12 protein-coding genes and 2 tRNA genes are annotated in these 16,410 nt (G+C 67.7%); 4 read left to right on the plus strand and 10 right to left on the minus strand.

Features of this window, described 5'->3' with window-relative positions:
• Positions 1-82 precede the first annotated feature (82 nt).
• On the plus strand, positions 83-2,701 hold the full coding sequence (gene valS / locus J9611_RS06655) for a valine--tRNA ligase (RefSeq protein ID WP_211878758.1): 2,619 nt from the start codon (positions 83-85) through the stop codon (positions 2,699-2,701).
• Here the strand turns inward: valS and J9611_RS06660 are convergent.
• The 7 genes from J9611_RS06660 to J9611_RS06690 all read right to left on the minus strand — a co-directional run bounded on the left by J9611_RS06660 (position 2,698) and on the right by J9611_RS06690 (position 10,330).
• The gene (locus J9611_RS06660) at positions 2,698-4,524 is read right to left on the minus strand and encodes a glycoside hydrolase family 15 protein (protein ID WP_211878759.1); all 1,827 of its coding nucleotides are present in this window, start codon (positions 4,522-4,524) and stop codon (positions 2,698-2,700) included. The genes valS and J9611_RS06660 overlap by 4 nt on opposite strands.
• 372 nt (positions 4,525-4,896) lie before the next feature.
• Complete coding sequence (locus tag J9611_RS06665) at positions 4,897-5,514, minus strand: mycothiol-dependent nitroreductase Rv2466c family protein (RefSeq protein ID WP_307857036.1); 618 nt, start codon at positions 5,512-5,514, stop codon at positions 4,897-4,899.
• Positions 5,515-5,653: 139 nt separating this feature from the next.
• Complete coding sequence (gene clpX / locus J9611_RS06670; protein WP_211878761.1) at positions 5,654-6,934, minus strand: ATP-dependent Clp protease ATP-binding subunit ClpX; 1,281 nt, start codon at positions 6,932-6,934, stop codon at positions 5,654-5,656.
• A 197-nt stretch (positions 6,935-7,131) separates the two neighbouring features.
• Complete coding sequence (locus J9611_RS06675) at positions 7,132-7,794, minus strand: ATP-dependent Clp protease proteolytic subunit (RefSeq protein WP_211878762.1); 663 nt, start codon at positions 7,792-7,794, stop codon at positions 7,132-7,134.
• A gap of 38 nt (positions 7,795-7,832) precedes the next feature.
• A complete protein-coding gene (locus J9611_RS06680; protein ID WP_211878841.1) occupies positions 7,833-8,486 on the minus strand; it encodes an ATP-dependent Clp protease proteolytic subunit in 654 nt (217 codons plus the stop codon).
• Positions 8,487-8,775: 289 nt separating this feature from the next.
• Complete coding sequence (gene tig / locus J9611_RS06685) at positions 8,776-10,188, minus strand: trigger factor (protein WP_211878764.1); 1,413 nt, start codon at positions 10,186-10,188, stop codon at positions 8,776-8,778.
• A gap of 67 nt (positions 10,189-10,255) precedes the next feature.
• A tRNA-Pro gene (locus tag J9611_RS06690) sits at positions 10,256-10,330 on the minus strand.
• Between the two features lie 169 nt (positions 10,331-10,499).
• Here J9611_RS06690 and J9611_RS06695 point away from each other — a divergent pair.
• Positions 10,500-10,573: transfer RNA gene (locus J9611_RS06695), tRNA-Gly, on the plus strand.
• A 42-nt stretch (positions 10,574-10,615) separates the two neighbouring features.
• On the opposite strand, the gene J9611_RS06700 is transcribed toward J9611_RS06695, so the two are convergent.
• From J9611_RS06700 to J9611_RS06710, 3 genes are all read right to left on the minus strand, one after another.
• Positions 10,616-11,548, minus strand: coding sequence for an Fpg/Nei family DNA glycosylase (locus J9611_RS06700; protein WP_211878765.1), 933 nt, complete (start codon positions 11,546-11,548; stop codon positions 10,616-10,618).
• Complete coding sequence (locus J9611_RS06705) at positions 11,548-12,042, minus strand: ribose-5-phosphate isomerase (RefSeq protein WP_211878766.1); 495 nt, start codon at positions 12,040-12,042, stop codon at positions 11,548-11,550. Before J9611_RS06705 ends, J9611_RS06700 begins: the two co-directional genes overlap by 1 nt.
• Positions 12,043-12,149: 107 nt before the next feature.
• Positions 12,150-13,151, minus strand: coding sequence for a hypothetical protein (locus J9611_RS06710; RefSeq protein ID WP_211878767.1), 1,002 nt, complete (start codon positions 13,149-13,151; stop codon positions 12,150-12,152).
• 143 nt (positions 13,152-13,294) lie between these two features.
• Here J9611_RS06710 and pepN point away from each other — a divergent pair, with 143 nt between their 5' ends.
• Both pepN and J9611_RS06720 read left to right on the plus strand, forming a co-directional pair.
• Positions 13,295-15,856: an aminopeptidase N gene (pepN, locus tag J9611_RS06715; protein WP_211878768.1), complete on the plus strand. Its 2,562-nt coding sequence runs from the start codon at positions 13,295-13,297 to the stop codon at positions 15,854-15,856.
• The gene (locus J9611_RS06720; RefSeq protein ID WP_211878769.1) at positions 15,853-16,338 is read left to right on the plus strand and encodes an OsmC family protein; all 486 of its coding nucleotides are present in this window, start codon (positions 15,853-15,855) and stop codon (positions 16,336-16,338) included. The genes pepN and J9611_RS06720 overlap by 4 nt, the downstream gene beginning before the upstream one ends.
• Positions 16,339-16,410 lie beyond the last annotated feature (72 nt).

The raw sequence follows: 16,410 nt of genomic DNA on the forward strand, positions 1-16,410 counted from the left end.
CCCGGTACGGTTGCGCCGGATGAAATCAAGCAGCACGCGTGCTGCTGCCGGGCGCCGCCGCGGAGCATGAAACAATTACCCCATGGCTGAAGACACGCAGGGTACAGACACGCCCACCACCGCCCCCATCAATGTTCCGGACAAGCCCGCCCTGGAGGGGCTCGAGGCCGCCCTCACGCGGCGCTGGCTTGACGAAGGGACCTACAAGTTCAACCCGGACACCACCCGCGAGCAGGTCTACTCGATCGACACTCCCCCGCCCACCGCGTCGGGGTCCCTGCACGTCGGCCACATGTTCTCCTTCACGCAGACGGACGTCCTGGCGCGCTACCAGCGCATGATCGGGAAGAACGTGTTCTATCCGATGGGCTGGGATGACAACGGCCTGCCCACCGAACGCCGCGTCCAGAACTACTACGGGGTGCGCTGCGACCCCGCCGTTGCCTACGACGCCGGCTACCGGCCGCCCGCCGAGCCCGCCAAGAACCAGCGCGACTTCGACGTCGTCTCGCGCCGGAACTTCATCGAGCTGTGCGAGGAACTCGCCGTGGAGGACGAAAAGGTCTTCGAAAGCCTGTTCCAGACCCTCGGGCTCTCCGTGGACTGGCAGCTGACCTACCGCACCATTGACGACGTCTCCCGCGAGGTGTCCCAGCGCGCCTTCCTCGCCAACCTGGCCGCGGGCGACGCCTACATGGCGGAGGCGCCCACCCTGTGGGACGTCACCTTCCGCACCGCGGTGGCCCAGGCCGAACTCGAGGACCGCGAGGTCGCCGGCGCGTACTACCGCTACCCGTTCTTCACCGAAGACGGCGAGAAGATCTACGTCGAGACCACCCGCCCGGAGCTCCTCGCAGCCTGCGCGGCCCTGGTGGCGAACCCCGACGACGAGCGCTACCAGCCGCTGTTCGGCAAGAAGGTCACCTCCCCGCTGTTCGGCGTCGAGGTGGAGGTCAGGGCCCACCCGCTGGCCAAGGCGGACAAGGGCTCCGGCATCGCCATGGTCTGCACCTTCGGCGACCTTACCGACGTCACCTGGTGGCGCGAACTCCAGCTTCCCACCCGGGCCATCGTGGGCCGCGACGGGCGCATCATCGGCGAGACCCCGGACTGGGTCACCACCGGCGAAGGCCGCGCCGCCTTCGCCGCGATCGCGGGCAAGACCGTCTTCAGCGCCAAGGAAGCCGTGGTGGAACAGCTGTCCGCCGCCGGACTGCTCGACGGCGAGCCGAAGAAGATCATGCACCCCGTGAACTTCTTCGAGAAGGGCGACAAGCCCCTCGAAGTGGTGACGTCCCGCCAGTGGTACATCCGCAACGGCGGCCGCGACGCGGACCGCCGCGAACGCCTGATCGCGCGCGGCCACGAGATCGAGTTCCACCCCGCCTTCATGCGCTCGCGCTACGAGAACTGGATTTCCGGGCTCAACGGCGACTGGCTGGTTTCCCGGCAGCGCTTCTTCGGCGTTCCGGTGCCGGTCTGGTACCCGCTGGACGCCGACGGCAACCCGGACTACGACGCTCCGGTCCTGCCCTCCGACGCGCAGCTGCCCGTGGACCCCGCCGCGGACGCGGCCCCGGGCTACGAGGAATCCCAGCGCGACGTGCCCGGCGGGTTCACCGGCGACGCCGACGTCCTGGACACCTGGGCGACCTCATCCCTGACGCCGCAGATCGTGGGCGGGTGGAGCCGGGACGGGGACCTGTTCGCCAAGGTCTACCCCTTCGACCTGCGCCCCCAGGGCCACGACATCATCCGCACCTGGCTGTTCTCCTCGGCCGTGCGCGCCGACGCCCTGCAGGACACGGCCCCGTGGAAGCACGCCGCCATCTCCGGCTGGATCCTGGACCCGGACCGCAAGAAGATGTCCAAGTCCAAGGGCAACGTGGTGGTCCCCACCGACGTGCTTGAAGAGTACGGCTCTGACGCGGTCCGGTACTGGGCCACGTCCGCGAAGCTCGGCGCCGACACGGCCTACGAGATCGCGCAGATGAAGATCGGCCGCCGGCTGGCCATCAAGCTGCTCAACGCCTCCAAGTTCGTGCTGAACCTGGGCGCCACCGAGGACTCGGTGGTTTCCGGGGACCTTTCGGTGCTGACCAACCCCCTGGACCGGGCCGTGCTGGCCCAGCTCTCCGACGTGGTGCGGCAGGCCACCAAGGCGTTCGACAACTACGACTACGCCCGGGCCCTGCAGATCACCGAGAGCTTCTTCTGGCATTTCACCGACGATTACGTGGAGCTCATCAAGGACCGCGCCTACGGTGCCGCCGGAGACGCCCAGCAGGCCTCCGTGCTGGCGGCGCTGGCGACGAGCCTGGACACGCTACTGCGGCTGTTCGCCCCGTTCCTGCCCTTCGCCACGGAGGAGGTCTGGAGCTGGTGGCGCACGGGTTCCGTGCACCGCGCGCAGTGGCCCTCCGCGGTGGAGATCGACGGCGACACCACCTTGCTGGCGACCGTCGGGACCGCGCTGAGCGGCATCCGCAAGGCCAAGTCCGAGGCCAAGGTCAAGCAGCGCACCGAGGTCCTCTCCGCGACCATCACGGCCACGGAGTCCCTCACCACGCAGCTGAAGGCCGGCCTGGCCGACCTCAAGGCCGCGGCCAACGCCCGTGAACTGGAGCTGGTGGCCGGGGACGGCGAACTGACCGTGAGCGACGTCGTCCTGGCGGCCCCCGAGGAGCCTGCGCAGGCCTAGCTGCGGCGGGCCATCCGCTCCTCGGCGGTGTGGATGGCCCAGGCGGCGTTGACGAGGCCGATGTGGCTGAACGCCTGCGGGAAGTTCCCCAGGAGCTCGCTGCTGTCCGGGGCGACTTCCTCGGCCATCAGGCCCAGGTCGGTGGCAAACCCGGCTGCCCGCTCGAAGACTGCCCGGGCGCGCTGTGTGCGTCCGGCCAAGGCCAGGGCCTGGGCCAGCCAGAAGGTGCACAGCAGGAAAGTGCCCTCCTCCCCCGGAAGACCGTCGTCGGCGAGGTAGCGGTACACGAGGCCGCGTGAGTCCGTGAGACGCTCCTCGATGGCCTCGATCGTGGCGAGGATACCGGGATCGTCCGCCGGGAGGAAGCCCACGATGGCGAGCATCAGCGCCGAAGCGTCGAGGTCCTCGGAACCGTACGCCTGGGTATAGGCATTCGCCGCTTCGCTCCAGCCGTAGGTCCGGATGGACGCGGCAATCTGGTCCCGCACCTCTTCCCAGCGACGGACCCGCTCGGGCGCCTGCAGGAGCTCGGCAAGGGTGATGGCCCGGTCGACGGCGACCCAGCACATGAGCTTGGAGTAGAGGAAGTGGCGCGGCTCCCCGCGGACCTCCCAGATGCCGTGATCTGCGGAGCGCCAGCGGGAGGCCGCGGCGTCCGCTGCGTCGGCGAGGAACCTTCTCGTTGCCGGTGCCAGCTCCGCGAGATACTCCGGCAGCGTGGCGGCGGCGTCGAGCAGTTCGCCGTAGACGTCGAGCTGCCGCTGGTCCCAGGCACCGTTGCCGACCCGGACCGGGGAGCTGGCACGCCAGCCCGGCAGGTGGGCAAGTTCGCGTTCGGGCAGCTCGCGTTCCCCGCCGATGCCGAACATGATCTGCAGTTCCTCGCCCGCGGCCAGCTGGCTTGCGGCTGCAGTCGCAAGGAACTGGAAGAAATTTCCCGCTTCATCCGGACAGGCCGCCACCCAGAGGGCCTGCAGGGTCATGCTCGCATCCCGGATCCAGCTGTACCGGTAGTCCCAGTTGCGCGTGCCGCCGGCCACTTCCGGCAGGGACGTCGTCGGGGCGGCCACGATGGCCCCGGACGGGTAGTACGTGAGGGCCTGCAGGATCCGTCCGCTGCCGGCGACGAGCTCCTGCCACGGGCCGTTGTAGGTCTGGTGCATCACCGACCAACTGGTCCAGCCCTGCACTGTGTCCTCAAGCCGGCGCGCGATCTCCGCCTGGCCCCAGAAGACCGGTTCCCCGCTTCCGCTGGCCTGGAAGTGGACAGCGAAGCCGAGGACGTCTCCGGTCTGGAGGGTCACCCGGGCCTGCGCCGTGTCCGCGCCGAGCTGGAAGGCTGCCGCAGTCGAGAATGACAGCATCACGGCCCCCGCCCGGACCACGATACCGCCGTCCACCGCGCTCAGCAGCGGCCGGGCCAGCCCGTATTCCGGGCGGGGGCTGAAGACGATGTCGACCTCGACCGGTCCCTCGGTACAGGACAGCTGGCGGAGCAAGGTGCCGGGGGAATCCGCGCCGAGGTCATGGCCCCTCCTGCCGTCACCGAGGACCAGGGCGTCCGTGACGGTCACACACCCTTCGGGGGCCCTGTGGGTGGTTTCCAGAACCATCGTGGGTCCGAGGTAGCGCCGGGTTGAGGTGTATTCTCCGGCGGGACGGATGGACCAGAACCCCGCGTCCTGGCCCAACAGGCGTCCGAATACGGAGGGGCTGTCAAAGCGCGGGAAACACAACCAGTCCACGGAGCCGGCGGCACTGACCAGTGCGGCGGAGCGGCAGTCTGACAGGAGGGCATAGGCCGCAATGGGTTCGCTGCTCATGGCTATACCCTGACGGAATAATGCTCCGTGGGCCAGCCCTCTCCTGCCGGAAGTTCTCGGACAGGCTGTTCCCGTGCAAGCTGTTTCGGGCAAAGGGGAAGCCCCATCAGCGTTTTGCCGTCGGTGGGGCTTCGACTTTCGGTTATCACGTGACGTCTTAGATAATCTGGCGGGATCCTCGGATTTTCAGGTCTTCCTACCTCGTCACCGGTAGCCATCATCTGACTTTGCCGAAGGCTGCGTCGGATGAGTGTCACTGAATCTTTGGTTCCTGCGTCCCGCTTCTCTCGAAGTGGGTAAATTCAATTGTTCTCCCCTGCCGGGGGATGCACAAGAGCTGGGGGAGAACTACAGCGGCGTAATTCTCCGTGGCTAGTTGAAGGACGGGCTTTCGGTCCGGCTGCGCTTGATTTCATAGAAGTACGGGAAGGAGGCCAGCGTCACGGTGGCGTCCCAGAGCCGCCCGGCGTCCTCGCCGCGGGGGATGCGGGTCAGGACGGGGCCGAAGAAGGCGGTGCCGTTGAAGGCGACGACGGGCGTGCCCACGTCCTGGCCGACGAGGGAGATGCCGGCTTCGTGGCTGGTGCGCAGCCGGGCATCGACGTCATCGCTCTTGCCTGCTGCGGCGAGCACCGGCGGCAGTCCGACTTCGGCCAGGGACTTGGCGATGACCTCGTCGATGTCGCCGTTGCCCTCGTTGTGGATCTTGGTGCCCATGGCGTCATAGAGGGCCTTGATGTACTCGGTGCCGTGCTGTTCGGCCGCGGCGGTGATGACCCGCACCGGGGCCCACGCCTTGAGCATGAACTCCTTGTACTGCGCGGGAAGTTCGTCGCGTCCCTCGTTCAGCACGGCGAGGCTCATGACGTGCCACTCGGTGGTGATGTCCCGGACAGCCTCCACTTCGCCGATCCAGCGGGAGGTGACCCATGCGAAGGGGCACATCGGGTCAAACCAGAAGTCGGCCTTGTTGGAAACGGTTTCAGGCACAGGTGTTCTCCTTGGGTAAGTCAGCGGGGAAATTGCGCCGCGGTCCATCGGATGCAGCGCCACATCAAACGCGGGGCCACATCAAACGCACGGGCGCATCAACTCTTGACAGCGACCCGCGTCCCGGATTTATTCCGGTTCAGGCCGACTTGCGCCGCTTGACGTCGTGCGCGATCAGGGTGGCAGCGGCCTTCTTGGCCACGACGGCTTCGGTGATCACGACGGTGGCGACGTCATCGCGGCTCGGGAGGTCGAACATCACCGGAAGCAGGACTTCCTCCATGATGGCGCGCAGGCCGCGGGCTCCGGTGCCGCGCTCGAGGGCCTGGTCGGCGATGGTGTTCAGGGCCTCCTCGTCGAAGACCAGTTCGACGCCGTCGAGCTGGAACATCTTCTGGTACTGCTTGACGAGGGCGTTCTTGGGCGTGGACAGGATCTGGATCAGCGCCGCGCGGTCCAGGTTCGAGACCGTGGTGATGACCGGCAGCCGGCCGATGAACTCGGGGATGAGCCCGAACTTCAGCAGGTCCTCGGGCATGACCTCGCCGTAGGAATCCGTGGTGTTCTTGACCTCGTTGAGCGGGGCGCCGAAGCCGATGCCCTTGCGCCCGGAGCGGGAACCGATGATCTCTTCAAGGCCGGCGAAGGCGCCGGCCACGATGAACAGCACGTTGGTGGTGTCGATCTGGATGAATTCCTGGTGCGGATGCTTGCGTCCGCCCTGCGGCGGAACCGAGGCGACGGTGCCTTCGAGGATCTTCAGCAGCGCCTGCTGCACGCCCTCGCCGGAGACGTCCCGGGTGATGGAGGGGTTCTCGCTCTTGCGCGAGATCTTGTCGATCTCGTCGATGTAGATGATGCCCTGTTCGGCCTTCTTGACGTCATAGTCGGCGGCCTGGATGAGCTTCAGCAGGATGTTCTCGACGTCCTCGCCCACGTAGCCGGCTTCGGTCAGGGCCGTGGCGTCGGCGACAGCGAACGGGACGTTCAGGCGCCGGGCCAGGGTCTGCGCCAGGTAGGTCTTGCCGCAGCCGGTGGGGCCGATCAGGAGGATGTTGGACTTGGCGATCTCGACGTCGTCGTGGTGGACGCCGTCGGCGAGGTTGCTGCTCTTGGGGGCGTGTCCGGACTGGATGCGCTTGTAATGGTTGTAGACCGCGACGGCGAGCGACCGCTTGGCGGGCTCCTGGCCGATCACGTATTCCTGCAGGAAATCGAAGATCTCGCGGGGCTTGGGCAGTTCGAAACTGCCCAGGTCGGCTACTTCGGCGAGTTCTTCTTCAATGATCTCGTTGCAGAGTTCAATGCACTCGTCGCAGATGTAGACGCCGGGCCCGGCAATGAGTTTCCGTACCTGCTTCTGGCTCTTTCCGCAGAAAGAACACTTCAGCAGATCCGTGCTCTCGCCAATCCGAGCCATGTGTGAACCCCTTTAGTATCTTGCTGCTGCCTGTTTCGAACGGTAAGCAGCCTTGCACCATTACTGGAATCACGGACGACCCCAGGAGGCGACGGCCGTGACATGTTCCACTCTAGGTCACTTTCCCCCTGTTGGGTGGAAAGCGGACGCCGGTGCGGCCATTTGGGTGAGCCGCACCGGCGTCGTGGACTTTCTTCTTACCTGGTGGTGAGAGCCTGGGGCTTGATCTTGCGGGAGTCAAGGACCTGGTCGATCAGGCCGTAATCCATGGCCTCGGCCGCGGTGAGGATCTTGTCACGCTCGATGTCGTTGTTGACCTGCTCCGGCGTGCGGCCCGAGTGCTTGGCCAGCGTGTCTTCAAGCCAGGCCCGCATCCGCATGACCTCGGCCGCCTGGATCTCCAGGTCGGAGGCCTGCCCGCCCTGTCCGCCGGACAGCGAGGGCTGGTGGATCAGGACGCGGGCGTTGGGCAGCGCCAGGCGCTTGCCCGGCGTGCCGGCCGCGAGGAGCACGGCGGCGGCGCTGGCCGCCTGGCCCAGGCAGACTGTCTGGATTTCCGGCCGGATGTACGTCATGGTGTCGTAGATCGCGGTCATGGCGGTGAAGGAGCCGCCCGGGGAGTTGATGTACAGCGTGATGTCGCGGTCCGGGTCGGTGGACTCGAGCACCAGCAACTGCGCCATCACGTCGTCGGCGGAGGCATCGTCAACCTGGACGCCCAGGAAGATGATGCGGTCCTCGAACAGCTTGGTGTAGGGGTCCTGGCGCTTGAAGCCGTACGGGGTACGCTCTTCGAACTGCGGCAGCACGTAGCGGCTGCTCGGCAGGTTGCCGGCAGTCGATCCGAAATTGTAGTTCATGTCCATTGCTCCTGAATTCATCTCTGTCTACGTACCGGTCAGTTCTCGGAGGCAGCGCTGCCGGCAGCGCCGGTGCTGCTGCCGGTGCCGTTGCCGCCGTTGGCGTTGGTCCCGCCGCCGCCTGCCACGGAGCCCGCGTGCGCCGCGATCTTGTCGAAGAAGCCGTAGTCGAGGGCTTCGACCGCCGTGAACCACTTGTCACGGTCGTTGTCCTTGAGGATGGTTTCCACCGTCTGCCCGGTCTGGTCGGCGGTCAGATCGGCCATGACCTTCTTCATGTGCAGGATCAGCTCGGCCTGGATCTTGATGTCCGAGGCCGTTCCGCCGATGCCGCCGGAAGGCTGGTGCATCAGGATCCGGGCGTTGGGGGTGGCGTAGCGCTTGCCCTTGGTGCCGGAGGAGAGCAGGAACTGGCCCATGGAGGCGGCGAGGCCGGTGGCCACGGTGACGACGTCGTTCGGGATGAACTGCATGGTGTCATAGATCGCCATGCCGGCGGTGACGGAGCCGCCCGGTGAGTTGATGTAGAGGTAGATGTCCTTTTCGGGGTTCTCTGCCGAAAGCAGCAGCAGCTGGGAGCAGATCGCGTTGGCATTCTCGTCGCGGACCTCGGAGCCGAGCCAGATGATGCGCTCTTTCAGCAGGCGGTTGTAAATGTAGTTGTCCTGGGCGGCCGGATCGACGGTGGCCATCCGCGGTGCCCCTGCTTGCTGTGACATATGTACTTACCTCTCACTGGCGACGGTGACGTCACTTGACGACATCACTGAACTTTCCTACTTGGACACTAACGGTTTTCCCGTCCGCTTTGTGCTCGGGCGTGGGGCTGTTCGCTGACGGCGCACGATTGCCGGGCGTCTGCCGGGGCCCTTCCCGCGGGCGGAATGGCGGGCTGCCCCGCGGGCGGCTCGACGGCTTAAAAGGCGCAGCCCCCGGATCGGTGATCCAGGGGCTGCGCGGGTCTGCCGGAGGCAGGGAGTGCTAGAACTTCACTGCTGCCGGGTCATCGCTCGGCGTGGCGTCGGTGGCGGCTTCGGATGCGTCTTCGGCGTCTGCCACAGTGTCTGCCTGTTCGGCGGTTGCCTCGACGGCTGTTTCTTCGCCGCCCGGGCGGACGAAGTCGCTGAGGTCAACCTTGTTGCCCTCCGAGTCGGTCACGTCGGCCTGGCCCAGGACGACGGCGAGTGCCTTGCGGCGGCGCACCTCGGAAACCATCATGGGGACCTGGCCGCTCTGATCGATGATCTGCGCGAACTGGTTCGGATCCATGCCGTACTGGCTGGCGCTCGTGACGATGTAGTCGATCAGCTCGTTCTGGCTGACGCTGACGTCTTCCTTGTCCGCGATGGCGTCGAGGATGACCTCGTTCTGGAAGGCACGCGCGGTGTTGGCCTTGACCTCGGCGCGGTGCTCTTCGGTGTCGTGCTCGCCCTCACCGTGGGAGTTCTCGGCGCTGAAGTGCTGCTCAAGCTGCTCTTCGACGACGGATTCCGGGACGGGAACCTCGATGAGCTCGACGAGCTTGTCGAGGACCTTGTCGCGGGCCTCAACGCCCTGTTCGACGACCTTGGACTCGACGGCCTGCTTGGCGAGGTCCTCGCGGAGTTCAGCCAGGGTGTCGAACTCGGAGGCCAGCTGGGCGAAGTCATCGTTGGCTTCGGGAAGTTCGCGTTCCTTGACGGACTTGACCACTACCTTGACCTGGGCGGCTTCGCCGGCGTGCTCGCCGCCCACGAGGGTGGTGTCGAAGATGGCGTCCTCGTCCACGCTGAGGCCGGTGACGGCTTCGTCGAGGCCTTCGAGCATGGTGCCGGCGCCGACCTGGTAGGACAGGCCCGACGCGGAATCAACCTCGGTGCCGTCAACGGACGCAGCGATGTCGATGGTCAGGAAGTCGCCGTCGGCGGCGGGACGGTCCAGGGACTTCAGCGTGCCGAAGCGGCCGCGGAGTTCGTCCAGGGCCTTGTCGACGTCGGCGTCGGCGGATTCGGCCGCGGCGACCTCGACCTTGATGCCGGCGTAGTCCGGCAGCTCGATCTCGGGGCGGACGTCAACCTCGGCGTGGAACTTGAGTTCACCTTCGGTGGCGGACGGGTCCGGAACCTCGGTGATTTCGACCTCGGGACGGCTCAGCGGGCGGATGCCGGTCTCCTGGACAGCGGCCTGGTACCAGCCGTTGAGGCCTTCGTTGATGGCCGTCTCCAGGACGTAGCCGCGGCCGACGCGCTGGTCAATGAGCTTGGAGGGGACCTTGCCCTTGCGGAAACCGGGGACCTGGATCTGCGAAGCAACAGTCTTGTATGCCTCTGCGATGCTGGGCTTCAATTCCTCAAAGGGGACCTCAACATTGAGCTTGACCCGCGTGGGGGTGAGGTTCTCGACAGCGCTCTTCACAGTCTAAGTACTCCTGGTTTGGGGGGATGGGGCTCTGCATTGCCACGTTCTGGCCATATGCGCAGAGTCGGGGTGACAGGATTTGAACCTGCGACTTCCTGCTCCCAAAGCAGGCGCTCTAGCCAAGCTGAGCTACACCCCGTAAGTGCACAGAACAGTCTACGGTCATACCGCGCCGATTTGCACATTTGACACCGGGGCCCTGCATTGGGTTTAGTTGTATCCGGCTTCACAAAGCCGCCCGGAAGTTTCCCGGATCGGCCTGGTCCACAAAACCTGGTCCACAAAACAGGCAGCCGAAGTGAATTCCCGGGGACGTAGCTTAGTGGTAAAGCCTCAGTCTTCCAAACTGATGATGCGGGTTCGATTCCCGTCGTCCCCTCCAGGACAAGAATACGAAAAAAGCCCCTCTCCGGAGGGGCTTTTTTCATGCCTGCTGGCAGCCCGGGCACCAGTAGAGCTTCCGCGCGCCCAGCTCCGCCAGCGCCACCGCCGATCCGCAGTCCCGGCAGTCGAGGCCCTGCCGCCGGTACACGAAGTGGGCCTCGTCGGCCGCCGGCAGCCCGGCGTCGGGCCCGCCGTCGGCGTTGCCCCAGTAGCGCGGAGGCGTGGTGATGATCCGGCCGTCGCGGACGCCGTCGGACATCACCGCCACGGTGTCATCCCAGAGCCGGCGCGCCGCGTCCGCGGGCAGCGCCGTTCCGGGAAGCCAGGGGTCCAGGCGCTGCCGGAACAGCAGTTCGGCGCGGTACACATTTCCGACGCCGGCGATCAGCTTCTGGTCCATCAGCAGCGCGGCGAGGGGCGTGCGCCTGGCCAGCATCCCGGCGACGAAGCTGTCCCGGTCGCCGGGAAGGTTGCGCAGCGGATCCGGGCCGAGCCTGGCCCTGACGGCTTCCGCTTCCGCCCGGGTGATCGCTTCGCACGTGGTGGCCCCGCGGAGGTCGGCCCAGCCGTGGGCGCCGGCGAGCCGCACCCGGACGGCGCCGACGGGCGCTGGCGGCCCCGCGTAGGGATCCGCCCCGGCGGCGGCCCCGCGCTCGTCATCGACAGGCTCGTCGTAGACCTCCCGCTCCCCCACCTTGCGCGGCGCCCCGATGCTGGAGGCGCCACGGAAGGTGGCGTCGCCGCCGAAGTCCCAGGCGCCGTAGAGGCCCAGGTGGACATGGAGCACCAGACCGTGCTCGAAGTCCAGGAACAGGTGCTTTCCCTGCGCGGCGGAGCCGGTGAGGGTGTGGCCGTCCAGCAGCGCCGCGCCCTGGCTAAACCTGCCCTGCGGGCTGGAGACCGCGAGCCGCTCCCCCGTGAAGACGTCCCCGAACTGGCGGGCCAGCCGGTGGACCGAGTGCCCCTCGGGCACTACTGAACGACCTCGCCGGTGCGCTCGTATGCGGCGATCTTGCCGATCCGGCGGACGTGGCGCTCATCGTTGCTGAAGGGCTCGGCGAGGAAGGCCTCGATGATGGCGGTGGCCTCCTCGACGCTGTGCTGGCGGCCGCCGACGGCGACGACGTTGGCGTCGTTGTGCTCCCGGGCCAGCTGGGCGGTGGACAGGTTCCAGGCCAGCGCCGCGCGGACGCCCTTGACCTTGTTGGCCGCGATCTGCTCGCCGTTGCCGGAGCCGCCCAGCACGATCCCCAGGGCGCGGGTGCCGGCTTCCTGGTCCGCCACGACGGCGCGGGCGGCGTTGATGCAGAAGGACGGGTAGTCGTCCTGCGCGTCGTAGGTCTGGGGCCCGTGGTCGATCATTTCGTAGCCCTTGGCGCCGAGGTAGCTGACGAGGTGGGCGCTGAGCTCCATGCCGGCGTGGTCGGTGGCGATGTGCACGCGCGGGAAGTCAGGGGAAGTAGTCACGGCGGATCCGTTCAGTCGGGCGCCGGCAGTTCGGGGATCGGGGCTGCCGGGCTGCGGTTGGGGGCTGTTCCAAGCCTACTAGGGCGCCGGGTGGCGGCCGCCGCGGCTCACAGGTCCGCGGCTTCGCCGTTCCGGCGGGCGCGTGCCGCCACCCGGGACAGGACCTGCGCGATATTGTCCGCCGAGGCGATGCTTCCGCCGCTCACCGTCAGCTGCCGCCCGTCGGATGAATCGACGACGACGGCCGGGCCGCTGCTGACCAGCAGGGCCGTGGCGGTGCCGCGGCTCCGGTAGCCCCAGCCGCCGTAATCGGCGGCCTTGACCTCCTTCGGCGTCGCGGCCTCGATCGCCGCCGCGGGGACGTCCATGACCCGCACGAAGCCCGCGGCGAACACCCGGAACCCGCTCCGGTCAACCCGGATACGGGCGACCAGGAGGGCCGCGCCCAGCACCGCGACAGCCACCAGGAGGGCCGCAAGCCACGGCACCGCGATGGCCAGCAGCGCGGCCGGCAGCAGCGTCGCAATCCCGATCATGACGAAGACCGAACTGCGGGCGTGCACCCACACCCGGACCGAGTCCCGGGCCAGATCCGGATCCAGTTCGCGTGCCAGGGCCTCCCGCATGGCCTGGTCATCATCGACCGACCAGCGTTCGTCGGCCTTGAACACGAACCCCATGACCACCCCGAGGCCCAGGGCTGCCCCGCTGCCCAGGGCCAGGACGGACACGTCCACCCGGGAGTCCCGCGCGTTGGCCAGGCCCAGCTGGCCCACCAGCACGGCGGCGAGCACGGTCGCGACAAAGAGGCTCAGGGCCAGGCCGGCCCCCATCATGAGGCGGCGCATCACCGCCGGGCGGGACAGCGGTGCCGCCTGCAGCAGCACGGCCCAGCCGATCAGCACGATCAGCGCCGCACCGGTCCCCGCGACGGCTCCGAACGGCGCAAAATCCGCCGCCCCGGCCTCGGTCCAGCGGACGGCCAGCGGCTCCGGCAAATCGGAACGGACCAGGAAGGCACAGACAAGGAAAGCGGCGGCCAGCACCACGGGGAACCCCACCGCAAAGCGCAGGGCCCGCACGTCCACAGAATCCCGGAAGTGTCCCATAACACCAACGCTACCGCGGCGCGCCCGCCGTGATGCCGGTTCTGTGACCCACGCGACTTGCCACCGGCCGGGGTCGTGAAAGAATAATTTCAAAGTATCGACTTCACTGTTTCTAGCCCTTCTGGAGGCACCACTTGCCCGGTATGAACCTGACACGCGCCGAAGCACGCGAGCGCGCCGCCGTGATCGCCGTCGAGTCCTATGAAGTCAGCCTGGACCTGACCCGGGGGGAGAAGGTCTTCGGCTCCACCACGGCCGTGAAGTTCACGGCGAAGCCGGGGTCCTCGACGTTCATCGACGCGGTCACGCATGCGGTGCGGAGCGTGACCCTGAACGGCCGCGAGCTTGATCCGGCGGAGGTCTCCGACGGCATCCGTATCCAGCTGCCGGGACTCGCGGCGGACAACGAGCTGCTGGTCGTGGCCGAGGCCCCCTACATGAACACCGGCGAGGGCCTGCACCGCTTCGTGGATCCGGTGGACAACGAGGTCTACCTGTACACCCAGTTCGAGGTCCCGGATTCCCGCCGGGTGTTCGCCGTCTTCGAACAGCCCGACCTCAAGGCCAGCTTCAGCTTCACCGTCACGGCGCCCTCGCACTGGGACGTGGTGTCCACCTCCCCCACCCCGGTACCGGTCGGGACCCTTCCCGGCACGGACGGCGCCGCCCGCTCCGTCTGGGAGTTCCCCCCGACCCCCCGGATTTCCTCCTACGTCACCGCCCTGATCGCCGGCCCGTACCAGTGCGTCCGCAGCGAGGTGACCTCCGCGACGGGCACGGTGACCCCGCTGGGCGTCTTTGCCCGCAAGTCCCTCATGCAGTACCTGGATGCGGAAAACATCTTCGAGCTGACCCGCCAGGGCTTCGAGTTCTACGAGGCGCAGTTCGGCTGCCCGTACCCGTTCGAAAAGTACGACCAGCTCTTCGTGCCGGAGTTCAACGCCGGGGCCATGGAGAACGCCGGGGCCGTCACCATCATGGAAGGCTACGTCTTCCGGGGCAAGGTCACGGACGCCCAGGTGGAGCGCCGGGCCATCACCGTGCTGCACGAGCTCGCGCACATGTGGTTCGGGGACCTTGTCACGATGCGCTGGTGGAACGACCTGTGGCTCAACGAATCCTTCGCCGAGTACATGTCCCACCTCGCCGCCGTGGAGAACACCAGGTTCGACCACGCGTGGACCACCTTCGCCTCGGTGGAGAAGTCCTGGGCCTACCGTCAGGACCAGCTGCCCACCACGCACCCGATCTTCGCCGAAATCAACAACCTGCAGGACGTTGAGGTCAACTTCGACGGCATCACCTACGCCAAGGGCGCCTCGGTGCTGCGCCAGCTGGTGGCCTGGGTGGGGCCAGACGAGTTCATCGCCGGCGTCCGCGAGTACTTCCGCAAGCATGCCTGGCAGAACACCGAGCTCAGCGATCTGATGGCCGAGCTGGAGAAGGCCAGCGGCCGGGACCTGGACAAGTGGGGCCGGCTCTGGCTGGAAACCGCCGGCGTCAACACCCTCCAGCCGGAGCTCTCCGTCAGTGCGGACGGCGTGATCAGCTCCTTCGCGATCCTGCAGTCGGCCACCGAGGGCCAGCCCACCATCCGTCCGCACCGGCTCGCCGTCGGCTTCTACAACCTCAACGGCGCCGGGAAGCTGGAGCGTGTCCACCGTGAGGAGCTCGACGTCGACGGCGAGCGCACGCTGGTCCCGGCGCTGGCCGGGCGGCCGCGGCCGGACCTGGTTCTGCTCAACGACGACGACCTCGCCTATGCCAAGGTCCGCCTCGACCCGGCGTCCCTCGCCACGGCCACGGCCCACCTGAAGGACTTCGCCCGGAGCCTCCCCCGGACCCTGGTCTGGGGTTCGGCCTGGGACGCGGCGCGCGACGGCGAAAGCCCGGCCCGCGGCTATGTCGACCTGATCCTGGCCAACATCGCCGAGGAGTCCGATTCCTCCGTGATCCTGGTCCAGCTGCGCCAGCTGGCCACGACGCTGAACTTCTACGTCGCCGAGGAACACAAGGAAGCCACCATCGTGGCCGCGGCCGACCGGCTCTGGGAGCTTGCCTCCGGTGTTCCGGCAGGCTCCGACGCGCAACTGCAGTTCGTGATGTCCCATGCGCTGCTGGCACGCAGCGCCGGGCAGCTGGACACCATCGCCGGGCTGCTGGACGGTTCCCTGGTGCTGGACGGCCTGGCCGTGGACCAGGACCTGCGCTGGGAACTGCTCGCTTCCCTCGTCACCGGCGGCAGGGCGGGACAGGAACAGATCGACGCCGAGCTGGAGCAGGACAACACCGCCAGCGGGCAGAACGCGGCGGCCCTCGCCACGGCCGCCATCCCCACCCCCGGGGCGAAGGCCGCGGCGTGGGAATCGATCGTGGTCAAGGGCGACCTCTCCAACGCCCTGCAGGGCTCCGCGGTGAACGGCTTCACCCGGGTCCTGGACACCGCCCTGCTGGAACCGTACTCCGGAAAGTACTTCGACGCCGTCCCCGGCATCATGGCCGACCGCACCCACGCCCTGGCGCAGCAGATCATCGTCGGACTCTACCCGGCCCAGCTGACCACGCAGGAGACGGTGGACCGCACCGACGCGTTCCTGGCCGCACTGCCGGAGGACAGCACGGCCCTGCGGCGCATGATGCTGGAGAACCGCGACGGCGTGGCCCGCGCCCTGCGGGCCCGCCAGGCCGACGCCGGAGCGTCATGAACCTGGACGAGCACCGCTACGCGCTGACGGTCCGGTGGACCGGGAACCTGGGCGAGGGAACGGCCACGTACCGCGGCTATTCGCGGGACCACGACGTCGAGATCCCCGGCCTGCCGGTCCTCAAAGGTTCCGCCGACCCCACCTTCCACGGCGACCGGCACCGCTACAACCCCGAGCAGCTGCTGCTGGCCGCGCTGTCCCAGTGCCACATGCTGTCCTTCCTGCACGTGGCCGTGCAGCACGGGGTGGTGGTGACGGCGTACGAGGACCAGGCCGCCGGGCTGATGCGGACCAACCGGGACGGCAGCGGCCAGTTCGAGTCGGTCACGCTCAAGCCCCTGGTGACCACCGCGGGTCCGGTCGCCGCGGGACTGCTGGCGGAGCTGCACGCCGAGGCGAACAAGGTCTGCTTCATCGCCCGGAGCGTCAACTTCCCGGTCCTGCACGAGCCGGCCGCCGCGGTGGGGCCCCAGGCCGGCTGAACCCTTTGCCGGCGCGGTGCCCTGCGGGGCCGTCGCGGGGCCCGGGTGCGCACGGGGCCCGCGACGGCGCTA

The sequence above is a fragment of the Pseudarthrobacter albicanus genome, assembly GCF_018224015.1.
Lineage (GTDB): Bacteria > Actinomycetota > Actinomycetes > Actinomycetales > Micrococcaceae > Arthrobacter > Arthrobacter albicanus.

What these genes read in the sequence shown, in the direction of transcription:
- J9611_RS06680 (WP_211878841.1), bottom strand. Translation starts at nt 8,486, where the DNA reads ATGGCCACCGTCGATCCGGCCGCCCAGGACAACTACATTTACAACCGC.
- J9611_RS06660 (WP_211878759.1), bottom strand. Translation starts at nt 4,524, where the DNA reads ATGAGCAGCGAACCCATTGCGGCCTATGCCCTCCTGTCAGACTGCCGC.
- J9611_RS06720 (WP_211878769.1), top strand. Translation starts at nt 15,853, where the DNA reads ATGAACCTGGACGAGCACCGCTACGCGCTGACGGTCCGGTGGACCGGG.
- clpX (WP_211878761.1), bottom strand. Translation starts at nt 6,934, where the DNA reads ATGGCTCGGATTGGCGAGAGCACGGATCTGCTGAAGTGTTCTTTCTGC.
- pepN (WP_211878768.1), top strand. Translation starts at nt 13,295, where the DNA reads ATGAACCTGACACGCGCCGAAGCACGCGAGCGCGCCGCCGTGATCGCC.
- valS (WP_211878758.1), top strand. Translation starts at nt 83, where the DNA reads ATGGCTGAAGACACGCAGGGTACAGACACGCCCACCACCGCCCCCATC.
- J9611_RS06675 (WP_211878762.1), bottom strand. Translation starts at nt 7,794, where the DNA reads ATGAACTACAATTTCGGATCGACTGCCGGCAACCTGCCGAGCAGCCGC.
- J9611_RS06710 (WP_211878767.1), bottom strand. Translation starts at nt 13,151, where the DNA reads ATGGGACACTTCCGGGATTCTGTGGACGTGCGGGCCCTGCGCTTTGCG.